Origin of the sequence: Carboxylicivirga longa (genome assembly GCF_050589825.1) — a bacterium.
Classification (GTDB): Bacteria; Bacteroidota; Bacteroidia; order Bacteroidales; family Marinilabiliaceae; genus Carboxylicivirga; species Carboxylicivirga longa.
Map to the genome: position 1 here is coordinate 70,211 of NZ_JBNGOZ010000017.1, position 16,911 is coordinate 87,121.

Genomic DNA, 16,911 nt, shown 5'->3' on the forward strand with positions numbered 1-16,911 from the left:
CACAGGCGAATCGTAAGATCGAAGGAGTCAATGATGAAATTTATTTGGGACTTCCATTTGACCATTGAAAAAATCAATTTTAAGCAGATGAAGAAAATTCGAACACGTATTGAGGCAGTTGACGCACTGCGTGGATTCGCCATTTTTAGTATACTGATTATACATTGCTCCAATTATTTTATGGATGGTTTAGAGATCGAGCGCCAAGGCACTCCGTTTTGGGAAGCCGTAAATTCGACAACCAAAAGCATGCTGTACTTCATGTTTGAAGGCAAGGCATATGGCCTGTTTGCATTGTTGTTCGGTTTTACATTTGGTATACAGTATTATAAAGCCGCAGGACAAAAGAAGCGTTTCACGATTCGCTTCCTGTGGCGAATGTTGCTGCTGGCCGGTTTTGGAGTACTTAATGCCGCCTTTTTTGCCGGTGGTGACCCCTTGATTTTTATGGCCATGGTAGCCATCATACTGCCTTTGACGGCTCGCCTTAGCAGCAAAGCACTGCTGATTATCGCTGCGGTTTTGTTTTTGCAGCCCTTAGAGTGGTTCAAGATTATTAGCCTTTGGCTTAACCCCAATACGAAATTAGTTTGGTATACGGGCGGTTTTTACGAGGCTGTGCGTCCGGCTGTTGCTAATGGTGAGTTTATACCCATGGTATGGAGTAATATTACAGTAGGTTTGCAGGCATGCTTGGCCTGGGCCTTTGAATACGGTCGTATATCCCAAACACCTGGTCTATACATCCTCGGGTTCTTAATGTACAGACACGGCTTGTTTAATCGTACTGATGCATCTTTTTGGGATCGTTTATGCTTTTTCACCCTTATCAGCACGCCGCTGCTATTTGTAGTGAAAGCAGTTCCACCCACAACGAGCTTAATCCAAGCGCCCTTGCAGGTTGTGTTTAGTATGTGGTATAACTTATCGTTTATGTTACTGATGGCTTCATTGTTTATTATTCTGTACCGATCGGAAGGTTTTAGGCGCCTCACGGTGCCCTTGAAGTGGTATGGAAAAATGAGTCTTACTAATTATATATTCCAATCAATTATTGCAACCGCTTTGTTCTATCCTTATGGTTTAAACATTGCAGCCTACGCCGGCGTTGCAGCTAGTGTGCTTATTGGGCTTGGGATAGCCGCTTTACAAATTGCCTTTAGTTATCTTTGGCTAAACCGATACAAACAAGGACCGTTTGAATTTATCTGGCATAAAGCAACTTATTTACAGGTAACTGTTCCGGTTCTCAATAGGTGATTCTAATTTCTGAGTTGCCGTTTTTTTCAAAAAATGTTATATCGCTAATTAATTATCAGATGAAGAACAGAGTTTTATTTATTTTCCTCTTATCGTTTGCAGTGCTATCGCTTATTGCTGGTCAAACGACAGATATTATTCCCCGTCCGCAGAAACTAAAAGAGAACGGGCAGGCTTTTGTATTAAACGAAAAAACGAAAATTATTTATACTAAGGGTTTACAGAAGCAGGCCGAACTGCTGGAGTGTGCCTTGTCGCCGGCCACGGGTTGGGATTTTGTGCTTAGCGAAGGAAATAAGGCTAAGATTAACAGTATTGTTTTGCAGCTAGATGCCCAAATTAACAATGCCGAAGGTTACCGTTTACATGTAGAGGATAAAAACATAAGGATTACCGGAGGCGATGCTGCAGGTATTTTTTACGGTGTGCAAACGCTGCTGCAATTATTGCCTGCCGAGGTGTACAGCAAACAACGTCAAAAGGAAGTTGCCTGGGCGGTACCCGGAGTAAGCATTGAAGATGCACCATCCTATCCGTGGCGGGGTATGATGCTCGATGTAAGTCGCTACTTCTTTGAAAAAGATTATGTGCTGCGTTTCATCGATATGATGGCCATGTATAAGCTTAATGTGCTGCATTTTCACCTGATTGATGATGCCGGTTGGCGACTTGAGATAAAAAAATACCCCAAGCTAACATCAGTAGGAGCCTGGCGCGGTGAAGGAAAAGACCGTATTGGCGGATTCTATACACAGGAGGATATCAAAGACATAGTGGCTTATGCCGCCGCCCGCAATGTGGAGGTGATACCAGAAATTGAACTACCAGCACACGTGTTGGCGGCCATCGTGGCTTATCCGCACCTCTCGTGTACAGGCAAGCAACACCAGGTGCCAACGCGCCACTTTATCAGTCGCGATTTATATTGCCCGGGCAAAGAATCTACCTTTGAGTTTCTAGAAGATGTGTTTGCCGAAACAGTAGCCCTGTTTCCCTCCCAATATGTTCACATAGGCGGCGATGAGGCGGTTTACGATCGTTGGAAGGAATGCCCGCATTGCCAACAACGAAAAGAGGAGCTGGGAATACAAACTGAAAAGGAATTGCGCACTTACATGAATAACCGCGTGCAAAAAATGCTGGCCGCCCACGGTAAAACTGTTGTAGGATGGGATGAGTTGATAGAGGAAGGACTCGCTGAAAAGGCGGTCGGAATGGTGTGGCACGACAAAAAGAAAGCGCTCACGGGAACCCGGGATGGCCATGATGTGGTGATGGCGCTAACAGGACATACTTATTTCGATTTCCCCGAGAGTAGCATTCCCGGCGAGGTGAAAGCAGCTACCTGGCTACCACCCATTTCGCTGCAAAAAGCCTATGAGTGGGATCCGATGCTGGATGGACTCGATGAAAAATACCGCGATCAGGTGCTGGGTGTTAATGGCTGCCTGTGGTCCGACCAGTTTATCCATGGCGATGAGTTGCCACGGATCAATGCCATCAACGAAAACCGAGCAGAGAAATACATGGATTACCTTACCTTTCCGCGAATGGCTGCCTTGGCCGAGGTGGGCTGGACGCCACAGGTGCTGCGCAGCTGGGAAAATTTTGAGGATAACATGGCAACCCACTACCGCCGCTACGACCAGGCCGGATATGGCTATCGCGTGCCACAACCTAAGCTGATTGCCAAAGAGGAGGAAAACGGCGGCTTTTTAATTACACTCGAAAACCCGGTGGAAGGTGCGCATATTCGTTATTCCACCGATGGCATACCCGCCAACGTACATTCAACAGTTTACACAGCGCCGGTGCAGGTGGAGGATATACACGATTTCCAGGCCATCACAGTCGTGAACCGACGTCAGTTTTCTTTACCTTTATATTTCCCAAAGAAATACGAGGGCTACGAAAAGTATGGTACGCTGCTGGCCGAATGGACGCCGAAAGCCATCAAAGCTAAAGTATTTGGTGCTTTTGAAATGAACGCCACGGGCAAGATCAATAAAAACGCAGCTTATGAGCTTACTTTTCTGTTTACCGGAGGGCAATATCGCCTGGATATTGAGTCGGTAGAGGTATTTAAAAACGGGCAGAAAATAGCCGAAGATCTCCATACCGGTTTTACTGGTGGAACTGCGCACAACAATGTGTATAAATTTACTATCGATGAGTATGAAACAGGTGCTGCATTTACCATAAAAGCCCGTGTAAGGGGCGACCTTGGTAACGACAGTAATGGTGCTGTATTTATCAAAGCGCTGTAATATTTGTTTAGGAAGTGAATTGGTGCCTGCCTTAAATCGTATATTTTACGAATTAGAGCCATCTACTCCGCCATAGCAAGTGGGGGAGATGGCTTTTTGCTAAAAGTAAAAGATATTCTTCTTCATTTTATTTGGCCAAGCATTTCTTATGCTGCGAGGATTACCATAACTTTACGGTTTATGGCTGATAACTCCGGTAAAATATTAAAAAGCATACAACCGAGTCGCATTACCCTACCCATTCTTATTGGGCTGGGAGTGACCGGTTATTTCCTGTACCAGGAATTTGATCCTTCGGTGCTAGATTATTTCTCCTTTACTTTTCAGTCTATATTCTGGTTTTTTATTTCCTTTCTGATGATGGCCATTCGCGATTTTGGCTATATGATACGTATTCGCCTGCTAACTGCGAAACAGTTGAGTTGGCGTTCTGCCTTTAGCACCATTATGCTGTGGGAGTTTACTTCAGCCATTACACCCTCGGCCATTGGCGGCACCAGTGTGGCCATCTTCTTTATCAATAAAGAGGGTGTTAAACTGGGGAGGAGCACCGCTGTTGTTATGGTCACTTCGTTTCTGGATGAGCTCTACTTCATTGTTACTTTTCCCTTGATTCTGTTGTTTATTGGTCGCACCGATATATTTTCCATGGGTGATAGTGTAATGGTCGGTATGCCCTGGTACAAGAATCAGTTTTTTATGTTTGCCTTCATCGGTTACCTGCTTAAGCTGGCCTATACAATTGTTATTACCTACGGTTTATTTATTAACCCAAGGGGTTTGAAGTGGTTGTTGCTGTGGGTGTTTAAATTACCCATTATTCGAAGGTGGCGACCACAGGCCAATGAGTCAGGCTCCGATCTGATCGCTACTTCCGATGAGTTTAAGCGCTGGCCTTTTAAAAACTGGCTGAAGGCTTTTGGTGCTACAGCTCTTAGCTGGACTGCACGCTATTGGATTGTTAATACCCTCATTCTGGCTTTCTTCGGTTTTCAGCTTTTGGGGTGGCATGATCATATTCTGATTTTTGGTAAGCAGTTGGTCATGTGGATTATGATGCTCGTAAGTCCTACTCCCGGAGGCAGCGGCTTTGCCGAATGGGTGTTTAAAGAGTTTTTATCGAGTATGGTACCCTTGGGAACAGGAATGGCCATGGCCTTCATGTGGCGATTGGTCAGTTACTATCCTTATCTGCTTATCGGTGCGTTTGTAGTGCCCAAGTGGGTGAAGAAGCACTTCGTTAATTCCTGATTCTATTTGATAAAATGCTGATTTTTAGTGATAAATAACTGTAATGGCGCTTTGCTATTCACTAACTTGCTTAGCGTTAAAAACATAGCTATGTCAGCGATCAAAAATATTTTCACCATATTACTTGTTGGGTTATTGTTATTTGGCGGATGTGGCCGCCGAAAGACAAAAAAAGTAAATCACGAGTCTACTCCACCTGTCGAGTTGGTTATTTATTGCGAGAATACCATGCTGAATATGGTTGTTGACTTGAAGGAGCGCTTTGAAAAGGAATATAACTGCACGATTACTTTGCACAATGATTGTGCAAAAAATCTTATGGGTATCATCAAATATTCGGCCAGGGGTGATTTATATATCCCTGCATCGGCACATAGTTTTCAACACTTTCATAATAATACGGGTTATCACCTGAAGGATTCTTTGTTTTTAGGTTATAATCATTTGGTTTACATGGTTAAAAAGGGAAATCCCAGGGGATTTGATGGGCATGTTTCTTCTTTAATGCAGAAGGGTGAGTATGCGCTTATGATGGCCAATGCAGAAACCAGTGCCTTGGGTTACGAAACAAAAGCTTTTCTGGAATATCAGGGAGCTTACGCTGAGGTGCTTCAAAGTGTAGTATCGCTCACATCCGACGCCAAAGGCCTGGCCGAAGGTCTGCAGGGCAATCAGGCTGATGTGGCCATTAACTGGGGCAGTAATATTTATGTTAATGGGAATAGGAATTATATTGATGTGGTTCGACCACAAACAGCTTACCAAACAGCCATACCCATGTATGCCGCGGTATTGTCCTGTACGACACAGGCTAACCTGGCCAGATCTTTTCTCGATATGGCTGCCAACGAATTGAATGAGTCATTTTTATCGCGTTATGGTTTTTCGAAAAGGGCGACTATTATTTTTTAAATTACGCTTAAAATTCTATTTTTAGAAAAATTCATTTCAGTGAGCAAAGGTAATCGTAACGGTAAGCTATCGTATTTTAAAGAGCCAATTATCAATAAGCTATATTTGTTATTGGCAATTTTTCTTTTGACGATTGCCACCATTTTAACCATCGAAAACTTTTTTGACCGATCCTATCAATCCCGATACAGCAGTACAATTGAGAATCAGGAGAAGCTGCTAAAGCTTGAGAACCTTCTTAATCAGAGTCTGCTGAAGCTCAATCTGGCCTTTAAATCTTATACCTCCATTACTCTCGTTAAAGCACTGGAAAATAATGATAGTAACATAGAACGGCTTACCCGCCAGAGTAAAGCCATTCTGAATGTGATTGATCAGGGCGGCGTGATTGAGGATATTCGTCCGGTAAAAGATTATTCCAAGGATTCCATTACCATGCGCATCAATTACCTAGCCGATAGTTTTACCGGTACTATATCCGAAGTGAGTGAGTTGGTGCCCATCATCGACGACTTATACAACAAATCACGGCGCATATCCGATCAGGTGCTTCAGAATATTACCGTGCATGGTGGCGAGAATGAGCATTTGAAGAGTAGTGTCGAACAGCTGGTAAAAGGTGCCGAGCCTGAGTTTGGTCGGATGCTTGAGATAGAGAATACTATCGCTTACGAAATTAATAAGCGATTGGTAACCCTTAATAATAAAGGGATTAGTGTACTGAGTCGCTATAATAAGTTGAAATATACATCGCTTATTTTCTTTACACTATTTGTAATTTTCCTGTCCTACTTTTTATTGTCGCAGATCCGTAGTGTTATTCTTAATCGGAAAAAGGCTGAGGAGAATAATATGAAGTTGATACAGGCAGTGGAGCAAAGCCCTATCTCTATTATGATTACCGATACACAAGGTAATGTGGAGTATGTCAACAAAGGGTTTAAGTCCCTCGATGGCTTTTCAAATAGTGAACTGGAAAAGGGAGAAGCTAATTTTTTTAAGATACAGAATAAAAAGAATGAGTTGGCCGATATGTTGTGGCAAACCATTCAGGAAGGGCGTGTTTGGCAAGGGGAGATATCGAGTACCAAAGAAGACGGTTCTATTTTCTGGGAAAAAGTGCTTATTTCCCCAGTGCTTAGCAAGGATAATACCATATCAAACTATGTGGCCATTAAAGAAGATACCACCGAGAAGAAACTTCTGACAGAGTCCTTGAAGGAATCGAACAAAGCCTTGAGTACCATCACCGATAATCTCCCGGTGGGTGTATTGATTGTTGATAAAGACAAGCGGATTATACAGATAAACAAGACGGCCGCCAAAATAATGGGCTTTGATAGCGGCGATCAGGCTTTGGAGCACCTGATCAATAGTTCGTATGACAAATTGTTTTTCACGGTTAAGAAAGATGCTTACAAAGATGAGCAAACCGGTGTGAATGTAGTAACCCTTGAAGAGCGACTGGTTATTAAGGAGAACAACATATCCCGTGAAATACTTAAAAATATCATTCCCATATCGCTGGATAAGAAAGAGGTGTTTCTCGAGGCTTTTATGGATATAAGCGCCCAAAAGGAAATACAGAAGAAGGAGGCCGATTCCAATCGTGCCAAATCTGAGTTTTTGGCCAATATGAGTCACGAGATACGCACGCCCATGAATGGGATAATTGGTGCCACTGAGTTGCTGGGTAAGACACGAATGTCGAAGGAGCAGAAGAATGTGGTCTCCATCATCGGCCGCTCTTGCGATAACCTGCTCAACATTATTAACGATATTCTCGATTTCTCTAAGATCGAAGCCGGCAAGATGAAGATCGAATCCTACTCGTTCAACCTGCGTTCTACCGTTGATTACCTAATGGATCAGATGTCGTTTCGTTCATTGGAGAAAGGCATTGAAATATTGAATGATGTAGAGGATACCATACCTCCGGTGTTGATTGGTGATGAGAGTCGTCTTATTCAGGTGTTAGTGAACCTGATGGGTAATGCTGTGAAATTTACTGCGGAGGGAGAGGTGGTGCTTAAGGTGGAAATCGAACAACAAAAGGGTACACATTTGGTGCTGCATTTCTCGGTGGAAGATTCGGGCATTGGCATACCTAAAAACAAACTGGAGAAAATTTTCGAGTCCTTTACTCAGGCTGATGGTTCTACCACGCGTAAATTTGGTGGCACAGGCTTGGGTACTAGTATCTCCAAAATGCTGGTTGAGTTAATGGGGGGTAAGATATGGGTGGAGAGCCCCAATCCGAATTTTATGTGGTCCAAAGAAAATCCCGGTTCTGTATTTCACTTTACCCTGCCTTTTGTAATCGACAAAGATCATAAGGCGCTTGAATTGAATACAGAGCAATTTGCCCATGTGAATGCGCTTATTGTCGATAACCATAAAACCAACTTGTTACTCCTTAAAAAAACACTTAACAATTGGCAAATCGAGTCTGATACGGTAAATGATGAGAAGTCGGCACTTCGTATGCTTGAGGAAGAGAAGGGCTTTAACCTGATGATTATCGACAGTCACCTGTTTAGTAAGACGGATGATAACTTTGTGCAAACTGTTAAGCAAAAGCAGCCCGGCATTCGTACCATTTTGTTCTCGTCGGAAAACCGTTGGAAGAATACAGATGGCTTCAAAGGGGTTGATATTGTATTGTACAAACCGGTTAAACATGCCGACCTGTTTTCAGCCATCGAAAAGCTGTTGGTGGCCGGTAAGGATGCAGTGAGCTCTGCCGAGGCACAGGTCGCAGAGTTTAAAGAGCGTATAAAGGGTAAACATATCTTGCTGGTGGAGGATAATATCATCAATCAGAAGATTGCCGAGAAAATGTTGTCCCGCTTGGGACTTCAAATTCACATATCAAAAAATGGACAAGAGGCAGTAGATATTTTAATCAATGAGAGTAATCAGGAAATTGACCTGGTGTTTATGGATGTACAAATGCCGGTGCTCAATGGCTTGGATGCCACGCGTAAATTGCGTGAGGAAGGCATCGATTTACCCATCATTGCCATGACAGCCAATGCGCTGAAGGGAGATCGTGAAGTATGCATTGAGGCCGGAATGAACGATTATATTGGCAAGCCGGTTAAGATGGATGACCTGGAAAGTATCATCGATCGTTGGTTGTAATCATGAGGAGTAGTACTCAATAATGAAGGGCAAATAATAAATAAATACGACAATTGCTACAGTAATAATGATCAAAGCAGCACTTCTGATCAGCCTTGCTTTTCTTTCTATTTTTGCCTTAGCTCTGATTAAATCAATGGTGTTTTTATCCGCAATTTTGTCGCTTGCAAATTTCCTGGAAAAATCACTTTTGGCATGTTTTGTTTGAAAGTGCCTGGCATTAATACCCTTTAGTATTCTCCTATTATTGCGTTGAGAATTCATACCATCTTTTACAAAGCCAAGTCCTCCTGTCATAATGCCTATTGGGGGTTACTTGTTCAAGTTACAGAATTTTCCGTTTAATACCACGGCATCCAGCTGCATGTTTTTGGCCGACAGAACAGCGCCTTCCTCATCGTGCACTATGGGTTCGCCACGTACGTTGAATGAGGTATTAATCAATGCTTTTATACCATAATTATCATCGAGGTACATCAATAAGGCATATATATACGGATTATCGTTCGCATTCACCGTTTGGATACGAGCCGTGCCATCCACATGGACTACACCCGCTATCTCCTCGCGTCTGTCGGCTAGTATTTCAAAGTCAAGCAACATATATTTAGCCAGATGATTGATGTTTTGCTTCCCTGTAAAATATCGGGCGTTATGCTCCAGCATAATGGGCGCCACGGGTCGGTACCACTCACGTTTTTTGTGGGTCATACTTACTTTATCAGCCAGTTTTTTATTATTGGCCAGTGACAGAATAGAACGATTACCAAGAGCGCGTGGGCCAATCTCTCCGGCATTATTGCAGATGGCGATCACCTTGTTTTGCATCAAAGCAGCAGCGCAGTTTTCAATATCTTGTGGGGTAAAGTAACAAGCCTTGTCATTTATCTGCCAGTTATTGAGATAAGGGTTGTGTAGCGGTAGGCTTCCATGCTTTATCCATTCGAAATATGCAGCTGCCCCAAGTGACAGGCCGCTGTCCTCGGTGCAGGGGGGTATGGATACATCCTTGAATAGGCCACTTTCAACAATGTTTGTATTAGCTACAATATTCAGTGCCGAACCACCTGCATAATACAGGTATTCATAGCCACCCTGTGCCTGTAGCTGCGTTATTTTTTTTAGCAATTCGCGTTGAAATATACCTTGCATGGTGGCGAGTATGTCCTGTAGAAAGGGATTATCTTGCTGCAGGTGTTTGATGTCGACTCCAAAATCGGCGCGGGCGGCTTCAAAAAATCTTTTTTTACTGGCCCATATGTCAGCGAAGTAATTATGCTGTACCAGCCAGTCTTCAATGTCTTGCCGGTATTGTCCGTATGCAGCCAGCCCCATCATTTTACCAGGCACACTATTTTGGGCATTAAATTTTGCTCCAATAATGCCAAAAACAAGAGCATTGGCATTAAACAAGGAGGATAAGTGTTTCATTTCCCAATGGTGCTCTATGGGTTTAATGACGCCTGCCTTGTGGCTAAAGGCCGAGAAGTTACTGACGCTGGCCCCTCCATCGAAATGAATGAGCAGGCTGTTGTCCTTGAAGTCACCGTAGAAAGGGAGGCTCGCCGCAATATGAGCCAGCTCATGGTTCAAGGCGTAGGCTTCTTTTTCGCAATCGAGCCACCAGCAGCGTCCGCGCTCTGGCTTTACGGAAAGATGAGTATTTAAGGGCGCCTCAAACCGAAAGCGCCCGCATGAGGATATAAAACTGCGCCCCACCACATTATCCACAAAAACAAGATCGTAATCCGTGTGCTTGAGCAAACCCTCGCTCTTCAGTAAGTCGTAAATTTGCTCGTGAAGCCGGTTATCATGTTTACGTCGGCTTAAGCGCTCCAGTGTAAGATGCTTCAATACCTTGCCTTTGTGCATCAGGCTAAGCGCATGATCGTGCACATAGAAAGGAGTGTTGCTGCTAATACGATCCTGTATGCCATAGATGGCCAGGGTGGGCTTCGAAGCGTTCATGTAATTTTAAATTAGAAATTGGCCGGCAAGGGTGATGGCCATTAGCATATATATAAATATCTCTTGCAGTGTACGGCGCTGAACTAGGGTAAAAAAGCGACCCACGATTATTGCTGTGCCAATGGCCCAGATGGGCATTACCTCTAGCGAGTAGTAAGGAGTGATGGCGGCAGCTACGCTCAGTACTACCAACCAAATAAACACTCTGAAATGTTTACGGTTGATGATTTTTAAGGCGGGCAGTATGCGCACTACAGAAATAATAGAGATAAATACCAATGCGATAATGATGCCATTGTAAATTTGTGAGTAGATGCTATGCTCGAAAAAGGCAATGGGCGAGATGAAGTTTTCGAATATGTCTGACAGAAACTGAGCTGACTGATCGTTCCAAAAGTAATAGGCGAAGGCAAACAGATAGGGCAGTATAAGTCCTAGTAGCGAGGCCAGGAAAGTACGCATGGTCATCAGCCGCATAATAAACATGACGGTCCATAGGAAGGCAATAAAATAAATGCCTTTCGCATAAAATAAGCTGCCTGTTGAAAGCCATAAAGCGGCTTCGAAACACCATTTCATGGGCTTACGTTGTCCGCTTGCTGCAAATAGTCGCTCTATGCCCAGCATTAACAAGGGGGTGAAAAACCATACCGGATGCAGCTTTTGTGCCATCAGGTAAGCGCTCACCAGCAGCAGATAAACAAAGCCGGGTAGGTTGGTCTGTCCGTTAAACAGGTTGTGGCGGTTCACAATGCGGTTGACCCCAAACATCATTAACAGAGCAATGAGCATGCTAATGAGGGAGGTAAGAAGGTGTTTGCTTTTCAGGGTGTTAATGAGCAACCCCCACAAGGGCATTGGGTTATGATCGTTGGGGAAGCTTGGACTTACATCAAAAAGAAGTGTATTTGCCCAAAAGGCGATGAGCAGTAAAGGCAGCAGCACCAAGGCAACAATGTCATTTCTGTTGAGGGCTCTAAAAAGCATAATTGGCAATTTAATGTATCTTGTTTTCCGCAGATAACACTGATATGCGTTATCTGCGGGAGATAGGATTCCGCTAGCGGAATAAAATTATAAATCAAATCCGATGTCGGAGCGGAAGTATTTTCCTTCGTAATCGATTGTACGGGCGTTCTCAAACGACTGCTTTAATGCCTCGTCCTTATTGCTGCCGAAAGCAGTTAAAGCAATAACACGACCGCCGGCTGTAAGAACTTTGCCATCGTCGCTGCTTGTGCCCGCATGAAAAACCAGACCGTCCTTTACCAGATCAAGCCCTGTTATCTCCTTGCCTTTCTCATAGCTGCCCGGATAGCCGCCCGATACGCACATTACAGTGGTGGCTGTTCGTTCGTCAATGGCAATGGTTTTCTTACGTAATTCACCGGCTGCCACTGCTTCAAACAGTTCTACCAAGTCCGATTTAATACGGGGGATCACTACTTCTGTCTCAGGGTCGCCCATGCGTACATTGTACTCAATTACAAAGGGTTCGCCATTTACACTTATCAGGCCAATAAAAACAAAGCCCTTGTAGGGTATATTATCTTTGGCCAGTCCGTCAATAGTGGGTTTTACAATGCGGTCGTGAACCTTTTTCATAAAAGTATCATCTGCAAATGGTACCGGCGATACGGCACCCATGCCGCCTGTGTTTAGTCCAGTGTCGCCTTCGCCAATTCGTTTGTAGTCTTTGGCTTCGGGCAGTATAACATAACCGTGTCCATCGGTGAGTACAAATACCGATAGTTCAATGCCACTTAAAAACTCCTCGATAACAACGGTGCTGGAGGCTTCTCCAAACTTACCACTCAGCATTTCTTTTAACTCTGCTTCTGCCTCGCTTTGATTATCCAGGATCAGCACACCTTTGCCGGCGGCCAGCCCGTCAGCCTTGAGCACATAGGGTGCCTGTAGTGTATTTAAAAAGGCCAGTCCTTCATCAAGGTTGTCCTGTGTTACGGATAGATAGGCGGCTGTGGGAATGTTATGGCGCATCATAAAGGCCTTGGCAAATTCTTTACTGCCTTCCAGCTTCGCCCCTTCTTTCCCGGGACCGATGACCGGCACATGAGCAATCTGGGGATCATTCAGCACAAAATCCTTCACACCCCTCACCAATGGTTCTTCCGGACCCACTACTATCATATTTACTGCATTATTCAGCACAAAAGACTTGATGGCTTCAAAGTTGTTAGGGTCAAGGTCGACATTGGTACCAACCTGAGCTGTGCCGGCATTGCCGGGAGCAATAAATAACTGGCTTAACTTGTTGCTTTGGGTCATCTTCCATGCCAGGGCATGCTCGCGACCGCCGGAACCTAGTAGTAAAATGTTCATGTTTGTTGTATTGATCGTTACATCTCTAATTTCTTAAACTGATAGCCTTCTTTTAGCAGTTGATCCAGGGCAGCGGGCAGGGCGTAATGCATGCGGGGCCACGCTTTCTTCGAATCATGAAAAAGCACGATAGAGCCGTTACGCGCATAGTTTAGCACGTTGGCCAGTACTTGCCCTTTCGACAGACGATGGTCGTAATCCATCGATAATACATCCCACATAACAATGTGTTTGAACTGTCGGCTTAGGGCTTTCATGTACCAGGGGTACAGCTGCCCGTGAGGTGGACGAAACAGTTGGCCGGGAATGTGATCAGCAGCTTTTTCAATGTTGTTAAAATAGGCACGGCGCGAACATTTCCACGCCGGCAGATGATTGTAGGCATGGTTACCCACGCTGTGCCCTCTTTGCAGCAGCTCTTGCACCATGCCTTCATTACGATGCGCATTTTCCCCCACACAGAAGAAAGTGGCTGGCAGATCATAACTGTCAAGCAAGTCCATCACCCAACCCGTTTCCTTCTCTACGGGACCATCGTCAAAAGTAAGGTACAGCGTTTTGTCTGTATTTTTCATGCGCCACAATGTATGTGGAAACAATGCCCTGAGGGGCGTAGGGGGCTGTACCTTCCAGTTCATCATTTTATTCGTTAAAGAAGCCCATGCGTTTCATGTTCTTCTCATAATCCTTCTCCAAATACTGCATTAATTCATCGCGCTTATATTTCTGCGCCATCTTTACAATCTCCATATAAATGGCCATGGCTGTTTCCGGATCACGACCCGCAGTGGCCCGCTTAAAGGCAGCCAGCGAATTGAAATAATCCAGCTCTTTCATTCGGTCAGCGGCCAGATCCTTAAGTATGGCTTCTCCTTTATCAAATTTGTTGATGCGGAAGTATCCTTCGGCCAGGAAGATGCTAAAATAGTTATGGGGCACGCGATCGCCGGATAGTACCTCCATGCTCTTATCCAGTATTGCTTCCGCCTTGGTTTCTTTACCCTCATCGATAAGAGCCAGGGCCAGTCGCGACATATTATTTCGTATGTTGGTGGCCATGCGCAAATGGTTTTCATCCAGATAAACATCCGGATTTTCAAAGCCACCCCAGGTAAACTCTTCCATCACATTCTGATACATACGTTCGGTATCTACCCGTCCGTATTGACCATCGTTATTAACCGTTTTGATGGGTACCACCTGATAGGCGAAACCTTCGAGCTGGAAGTAATCCTGTAAGCCGGCATAGTTATCAGCCCCCACCGTTACGGCATAGTATATTGGCCGCTCCCAGTCGTTGTTAGAGAGTAGATCCAGAATCATTAGCTCATTCTTCAGGATCATGTTTTTATTGATATTCAGGTTAAGATGATCCTGTATAAGGTGAGCTGCCTCATCCGATACAATGCCCCGTTGCAACACTTTCAGACTGTCAGCAGGTACGGTAAACTGTTTGGAAGGCAGGTATTCAATGTAACCTGCATACTCAGGGATCTGCTTGGTTTTAGGATTGTCGCTGGCCACAAATTTAATGGCTTCCTTCAGATCGACCGCTCCTTTAATCCGATCGACCAGATGCACTACATCGCGGGTGCCCGTAACATACTGATCGTGTTCTAACGAGAAAGGTAAGGGATCGGATTTGTAGGCTTTGCGCTTCATCTGATCGATGTACCAATCGGTTTGTAAATAGCTGAGGTTACACACGCGCACATCTGTGCGTATGCCTTCCACTTCCTGGGCATACCATAGGGGGAAGGTGTCGTTATCACCATTGGTAAATAAGATGGCATCTTCGGCGCAGCTATTGAGGTAGTTGTGAGCCAGGTCGCGCGCCACATAACGATCTGATCGATCATGATCGTCCCAGTTTTCGCTGGCCATAATACCCGGTACCAGTACCAAAGACAGCGTGGTGGCCAGGCTGGCAGCTACGGATCCGGGCATAAAACGCTTCACCCCATTGACAATGGCCAGCACACCCAAACCAATCCATATAGAGAAGGCATAAAAAGAGCCTGCATAAGCATAGTCACGTTCACGGGGCTGGAGGGGTGTCTGGTTCAGGTATAACACAATGGCCAAACCGGTCAGGAAGAAAAGCAGGGAGACAATCCAAAAGCCTTGTTTGCCATTTTTTCCGGCGTTATACTGAAAGAATAAACCAGCTAAGCCCAGTATTAGAGGTAGCATATAGTATTTGTTGCGAGCCGGGTTTTTGGAATACACATCGGGTAGCAATTCTTCTTTGCCCAGGCGAGCTTCGTCGAGTACCTTAATACCCGATATCCAGTTACCCTTGTGTATTTCGCCATGACCCTGGATGTCATTCTGACGCCCCGAGAAGTTCCACATGAAATAGCGGAAATACATGTGGTTTACCTGATAGTTGATGAAAAACTTAAAGTTATCCCACATGGTAGGCACCATAATGGAGGAGGGGCGTCCGCTCCCATCTTCCACGGTTACACGTTTGCCCTGCAGGTTAGTCCACTTTTTGTATTCGTTAATATGTCGTCCTTCGCGGCTGTACATACGTGGGAACAGGGTAGTAGTGCGGCTGTCAAATACGTATTCGGGTCGATGATCAACGGTTTTGTACTCACCATCTTTTTTGATGCGTACCGGTGCACCTTCTTTGTTGCGCATGGCCTCACGGTCCAGTGGCGAGTTATAGTTCTGTCCCAGAAATAGGGGACGGTCGCCATACTGCTCACGGTTGAGGTAAGACATCAACGAAAATACATCTTCCGGTGAATTCTGATCCATGGGAGGATTGGCAAAGGAACGAATAACAATCATGGCAAAGGATGAATAGCCAATCATAATTACGGTCACCGCCAGTATTATGGTGTTAGCAATTACCATTTTCTTCTTGTTGGTAATCCAGATGCCGGCCACCAGGGCTACCACAAGTAATAGCATGTAGAAGATGGCACCCGTATTAAAGGGCAGACCAAAGCCGTTGACAAAGGCAAGCTCAAACCAGCTGGCTACTTTGACAACACCCGGGATAATGCCATACAAAATACCGCCCAGTATAATGCCAGAGATGCCCAGTGCCTTGAGTGTATTATTACGATTTACCTCAAACATTTTGAAGTAATATACCATTACGATGGCTGGGATGGCCAGTAGGTTAAGCAAGTGGACGCCGATGGAAAGCCCCATCAGGTAGGCGATGAGTATTAACCAGCGGTTGGCATAGGGTTTGCCAGCCACATTCTCCCATTTTAGAATGGCCCAGAACACCACTGCAGTAAAAAGGGATGACATGGCATATACCTCGCCTTCAACAGCTGAAAACCAAAAAGTGTCGGAGAAGGTATAGGCAAGGGCACCTACCAAGCCAGCTCCCATCACAGCCCAGGTGCGCCAGATTGGAGGTTCCTCTTCAATGATGAAAACTTTTTTGGCCAGATGAGTAATGGTCCAGAATAGAAACATAATGGTGAAGGCGCTGGCCAAGGCCGACATCATGTTAATCATGAAAGCAACCGAAGCAGGGTCGGGTGCAAAAAGAGAGAAAAAACGTCCTACGATCATAAAAAACGGAGCCCCGGGAGGGTGCCCAACCAGCAGCTTGTAGGCAGTAGAAATAAATTCACCGCAATCCCAAAAGGAGGCAGTTGGTTCAATGGTCATCGCGTAGACGGTGGCTGAAATAAAAAATGTGAGCCAGCCGAGTAAGAGATTCAATCGTGTATATTGCTTCATAGTTACTTAATTTCAATACAATAGTGTGATGTGTAGACTCGGGTTTTCA

Annotated in this window: 11 protein-coding genes; 5 read left to right on the forward strand and 6 right to left on the reverse strand. The window is 44.8% G+C overall.

All coding sequences use genetic code 11. The annotated features are described in order from the left end of the window. Window positions 1–87: 87 nt before the first annotated feature. The 5 genes from ACRD7A_RS14360 to ACRD7A_RS14380 all read left to right on the forward strand — a co-directional run bounded on the left by ACRD7A_RS14360 (window position 88) and on the right by ACRD7A_RS14380 (window position 8,834). A complete protein-coding gene (locus tag ACRD7A_RS14360) occupies window positions 88–1,260 on the forward strand; it encodes a DUF418 domain-containing protein (RefSeq protein ID WP_430811857.1) in 1,173 nt (390 codons plus the stop codon). 59 nt (window positions 1,261–1,319) lie between these two features. Beyond that, window positions 1,320–3,527, forward strand: a complete 2,208-nt coding sequence (locus ACRD7A_RS14365; protein ID WP_430811856.1) for a beta-N-acetylhexosaminidase — start codon at window positions 1,320–1,322, stop codon at window positions 3,525–3,527. A gap of 180 nt (window positions 3,528–3,707) precedes the next feature. Further along, window positions 3,708–4,778, forward strand: a complete 1,071-nt coding sequence (locus tag ACRD7A_RS14370) for a lysylphosphatidylglycerol synthase transmembrane domain-containing protein (RefSeq protein ID WP_430811855.1) — start codon at window positions 3,708–3,710, stop codon at window positions 4,776–4,778. A 90-nt stretch (window positions 4,779–4,868) separates the two neighbouring features. Beyond that, a complete protein-coding gene (locus ACRD7A_RS14375; protein ID WP_430811854.1) occupies window positions 4,869–5,690 on the forward strand; it encodes a substrate-binding domain-containing protein in 822 nt (273 codons plus the stop codon). Between the two features lie 39 nt (window positions 5,691–5,729). Next, complete coding sequence (locus ACRD7A_RS14380; protein ID WP_430811853.1) at window positions 5,730–8,834, forward strand: PAS domain-containing hybrid sensor histidine kinase/response regulator; 3,105 nt, start codon at window positions 5,730–5,732, stop codon at window positions 8,832–8,834. Here ACRD7A_RS14380 and ACRD7A_RS14385 read toward each other — a convergent pair whose 3' ends face one another. The 6 genes from ACRD7A_RS14385 to ACRD7A_RS14410 all read right to left on the reverse strand — a co-directional run bounded on the left by ACRD7A_RS14385 (window position 8,835) and on the right by ACRD7A_RS14410 (window position 16,862). After that, complete coding sequence (locus tag ACRD7A_RS14385; RefSeq protein ID WP_430811852.1) at window positions 8,835–9,131, reverse strand: hypothetical protein; 297 nt, start codon at window positions 9,129–9,131, stop codon at window positions 8,835–8,837. 15 nt (window positions 9,132–9,146) lie between these two features. After that, window positions 9,147–10,802: a carbamoyltransferase C-terminal domain-containing protein gene (locus ACRD7A_RS14390; RefSeq protein WP_430811851.1), complete on the reverse strand. Its 1,656-nt coding sequence runs from the start codon at window positions 10,800–10,802 to the stop codon at window positions 9,147–9,149. A 6-nt stretch (window positions 10,803–10,808) separates the two neighbouring features. Beyond that, window positions 10,809–11,789, reverse strand: a complete 981-nt coding sequence (locus ACRD7A_RS14395) for a hypothetical protein (protein ID WP_430811850.1) — start codon at window positions 11,787–11,789, stop codon at window positions 10,809–10,811. Between the two features lie 87 nt (window positions 11,790–11,876). Continuing rightward, the gene (purD, locus tag ACRD7A_RS14400) at window positions 11,877–13,145 is read right to left on the reverse strand and encodes a phosphoribosylamine--glycine ligase (protein WP_430811849.1); all 1,269 of its coding nucleotides are present in this window, start codon (window positions 13,143–13,145) and stop codon (window positions 11,877–11,879) included. Window positions 13,146–13,162: 17 nt separating this feature from the next. Beyond that, window positions 13,163–13,720: a polysaccharide deacetylase family protein gene (locus ACRD7A_RS14405; protein WP_430811848.1), complete on the reverse strand. Its 558-nt coding sequence runs from the start codon at window positions 13,718–13,720 to the stop codon at window positions 13,163–13,165. A gap of 67 nt (window positions 13,721–13,787) precedes the next feature. Next, complete coding sequence (locus tag ACRD7A_RS14410) at window positions 13,788–16,862, reverse strand: glycosyltransferase family 117 protein (protein WP_430811847.1); 3,075 nt, start codon at window positions 16,860–16,862, stop codon at window positions 13,788–13,790. Between the last annotated feature and the right edge of the window lie 49 nt (window positions 16,863–16,911).